Origin of the sequence: Sulfolobus sp. B1 (genome assembly GCF_007050195.1) — an archaeon.
Taxonomy (GTDB): domain Archaea; phylum Thermoproteota; class Thermoprotei_A; order Sulfolobales; family Sulfolobaceae; genus Saccharolobus.
The window spans coordinates 1-3877 of the sequence record NZ_QIMI01000142.1; the positions used below are offsets into that span (position 1 = coordinate 1).

A 3877-nucleotide genomic window follows, 5' to 3' on the forward strand; every position below is an offset into this window, starting at 1 on the left:
TTTGCCAATTATCTATACCTTTTATCTTAAGTTTTATGATGTTTATGGTCTTTTCACATTTAGTATAAACAATAGCGATTAGCGGCAATATTATCTTAATGTCCAGACTTCCGTCCATAACAACTATTGTATGTTCCCCAGTTTCCTTCAAGCTAAGTTTGTGGCGTCTCAGCTCCTTAAATATTTGTAAAAATTGTGAGTAATCTGTTCCAAATAAAAACTTAACCTTAGCCAACTGTCTCTCCTCTGACGATCACTCTTGGGTCTAAGCCCAACTCCAAGTATTTTGAAAGGTCTTCTATTTCTCTTATGATGAGTTTACCACCACTTTTTATGTCGACTGCCAGACACCTTGCACCCAAAGTTTCCACAATGTCCTCAGCCACATCTAGGTTATGCGTAGTGACCACAATCTGCCCGGGTATATCATCAAACCAAGCTATTATCCTTCCCAACAGCTTTGGATTCAGATGGCTCTCTATATCGTCCCATAGTATTAGCCCAGGCTTCAAGAACTCATAGAGTAGCCTTACTGTCAAGAATATCTGCAGTCCTTCTCCTAGGTCAAAGAGCCTCACTCTCTTACCGTCCGATCTCATCAAATAGAAGGTGTTTTGTCCTCCAAAGGGCTCAAAAGTTATTGTTGGTATGTACTCCTCGTTGTTCACTTCATTAATGTCTGAGATCACTTCCTTTATTACGTCTGTCATGTTCGATATTGTCTCCCAGTTATTTTCAATGTATGAGATATACTTTCTTAGTAACAACGAATTTATGAATAGTGATCTCTGCTCGCCTTTCGTGACCTCCTTATCTCCTTCTAAAACCCTTTTAATTATGTTGTTATCATACGTTATCTTAACTACCCTTTTTCCTCCCTCTATCTCTACTGGAAGTTGAGTGTTATAAAAGTGGAAAAGGAACCTACTCTTTTGCGCGTTATTTTCAATACCGTGAAGATAAGCTAGGAGCTCGATGGAGTCGTTAAACCCTGCTGGTTTTTGCTCTGCAGAGGCTAACAAGTAAAGGGCTTCGAGAAGGCTAGTCTTCCCTGCATTATTAGCTCCTATGATGACGTTAACTTTCCCTAAATCTATGCTTCCCTCTGAAATTCCCTTGAAGTTTTTGATTCTGACTTTCTCAAACCCTACCTGTTGGACCTCCTTTACCCCTAAATATTTACCATCATATAAGATTAAGGAATTTATTCTTATTTTAGAGGTCAAAATACCGCTATTACCCACCACGTATATGTGACCAGGCTTACTGTTTGACGCAAGATAGATAGGAGGCAACTCAGCTCTATCAAGAGAGATAGTAAGTGAGCTGTAGTTTAAGACTATCTTTAAGGTATGTCTCCCTTTAACCTCATTGATATTAATAGGTAACAGCTCGCAGTTCCCATCAGGATTTACTAAAACGATACTATCTTTTATAGGACTATTAGGGGTTTGTAATTTTCGAGAGTATATAGGGTTAAAACCCACAGCGTAGCTACCCTTAGCGTAATATTTATCGCAACCACCTAAGAGTTGGCCGTTACAGTTAGCTTTAGAATCGGGCTCACTTTCCGCTAAAAAGCCTACTATTAGGTTATCCCCCTCTCCTTCATAGGTGTAATCAACTTCTAAGTAAAATGACGGTCCTATTTCCTTACGTGTGAACAAATAGGTTGCAGTATTAGTTTCCCCGTTAATTAGCGTTCCGTCAAAATCTTGTAACTCCTTTGCGTTCTTACAATCCTCATATTTTACTACTTTAAAGTCATGGACTAGAAAATCTTTATCATCAGGAAGAGTGTCAGGCTTATCTTTAACAAAATAAATATATGTTATGCCTTTATCGACATTTACGTAAACCTTTCCATTGTGTGCGAAAGCCCCAACTAAATTATAGTGGTCATCATATACTTTATAACCTTTAGCATCAAAATTAATTATTGCTAGTCCCTCGCCCTCTACTTTAGCCCTATATATCATAATAATAAATATGTGGTAAATCATAATAATCTTTTTTAAGGCTATCCAGAGAGGAACGTTAAACCTCGCCTTTTAGGGCTGAGTCACTTCAAAGCTTTGTGCTTTTCATAACTTTAAGATTGAGAGGAAGCCTGGGTTGTTATTAACTGTCCTTTAAGTCACAAGCTTCACAGTGATGTTAACGTAGCTTTAAACATAATAAAAAATAAAGAGGATTGTAAGCGTATTAAAGAAGCCCCTTTCCTTTCTAGTTTCTTCAAATGGAGTAACTCCCTTAAAGGGGAGTAACGCTTTAGACCTCGGTAGAACCCTTTAGGGCGGGGAGGAGGTCAGTGAAATGCGTTTAACTACAATTTTTTAGAACCAAGAGGTAAACGTACTTGGCAAGCTCTTCAACGCAAGATGCTAGGTGAATGAACTTATATCTATTTTCATATGATTCTAGCCTATCAAATATTTCTAAATGTGTTTCAGTGACCTTGCGTATCCTTATCTAAACTCATTTTCAAGACCTTTATAAACAAGTATTGGAAATCCATACTTATTCTCATATTCACAGACTATCTTCTCAACCTTTTCGAGTTTTCCTCCTATTAAATAACCCGCTAACCCTCCTAAAACTGCAGAACTAACAGCTATTAGCAAATCTTTCTTAGTAGCAGAAGATAAATTGGCTGTTGAACCAGCAATTATTCCTCCCTCTTCTTCATAAGTTGTAGTCTCATAGATTTCAATGACCTTCCACACAATTCCTAACTCCTCAAGAAATTTTACTATAACTGAAACCGCTTCACATATGTTATTATATTTAAATACTTTTATAGGATTATTGAAATCGACCCTAAGGCTTATGAAATCGATCTTACCGTTATTCAACGTTATCTTTGGTTTATCATCAATGTTAAGGTATTTTGATGCAGCCTTTTCAACATCTTCCTTACTTATCATCTCCCTTACATCCTTAACTCTTATCAATACTCTATAATGCTTACGCATCACTGTACTATATGTCTCCTTAGACTTATATAGTTAAATTTGAAGTTGCTGACGTGTGTGGGCAAGGATTTCATTTTATAAAAATTTTATCTTATGCTTATCAATTTCAGGATTGTAGGGCGGGGAGGAGGTGAGAATTGTGAGAGAGTGAGAGAGAAAAGAATAAAAGACTAAAAAGCGAATAATAAGTTAGGTGATGCACCTGGATGAGGGGATCCTTGGTGTTGCACCAGGGATCTCTGACAAAAAAGATGATATCACGAGGGGTAGGAGGTTAGAGTAAGTCTAACTAAAGTTAAAATTTTAGTTAGCAATTAACCATACTTTGAAATATAGAATTTCCACCGTTTTATACCATATCCTAACACAAGTTCTTCTGGATTTTCTTTGTAGTCCAAAACCTGCCTTTTAGAGTCAAAAGCTTTTAATAAGATTTTAAAAGCTTCGTCCGCTATCCTCTTAAATTCATTATCGTTTCCAAAGTAATGCTTCCTTAATATATATCCCACAAAATCAGATATCTGTAAGCAGTCCATTTTAGATGATGTGAAAAGTATCGGTGTGAATACTCTGGTCTTAGCAGGCATGTCCTTTATATAAATGCCGTGGTTCAACTCGTCATTTAGTAACTCTATTAGTTCCCTCTGTCCTCTGGACATTTCCTTCTCGTCCATAACGTCAATTATGTCATGAACTATTAATATCCAATCGTTATGGCGGTTCTTGTCTGCAAACTTAAATATTCTCTCAAATAGTAACTCGTATGCCTTTTTCAGTATATCTTTTTCCGCCCTCCTAACTACGCTCTTCTTATTCAGTTTAGTTAATTCTTTCTCAACTATCACAGATATTATTTTTAGATTCATTCCAGATATCTCTTTAGCCATGTCTAAGATGAACTC

The 3877-nt window shown here is 36.8% G+C and carries 4 protein-coding genes; all 4 read right to left on the reverse strand.

Features of this window, described 5'->3' with window-relative positions; translation table 11 throughout:
- Positions 1-235: hypothetical protein (locus tag DMP16_RS08430; RefSeq protein WP_143577091.1), on the reverse strand; the 235-nt coding region annotated here is incomplete at its 3' end.
- A complete protein-coding gene (locus tag DMP16_RS08435; protein WP_069284245.1) occupies positions 228-1979 on the reverse strand; it encodes an ATP-binding protein in 1752 nt (583 codons plus the stop codon). The genes DMP16_RS08430 and DMP16_RS08435, both read right to left, overlap by 8 nt.
- Positions 1980-2468: 489 nt before the next feature.
- Positions 2469-2975, reverse strand: coding sequence for a hypothetical protein (locus DMP16_RS08440; protein WP_069284246.1), 507 nt, complete (start codon positions 2973-2975; stop codon positions 2469-2471).
- A 314-nt stretch (positions 2976-3289) separates the two neighbouring features.
- The coding region (locus tag DMP16_RS08445) for a DUF3800 domain-containing protein (protein ID WP_143577092.1) at positions 3290-3877 on the reverse strand (588 nt) is incomplete at its 5' end.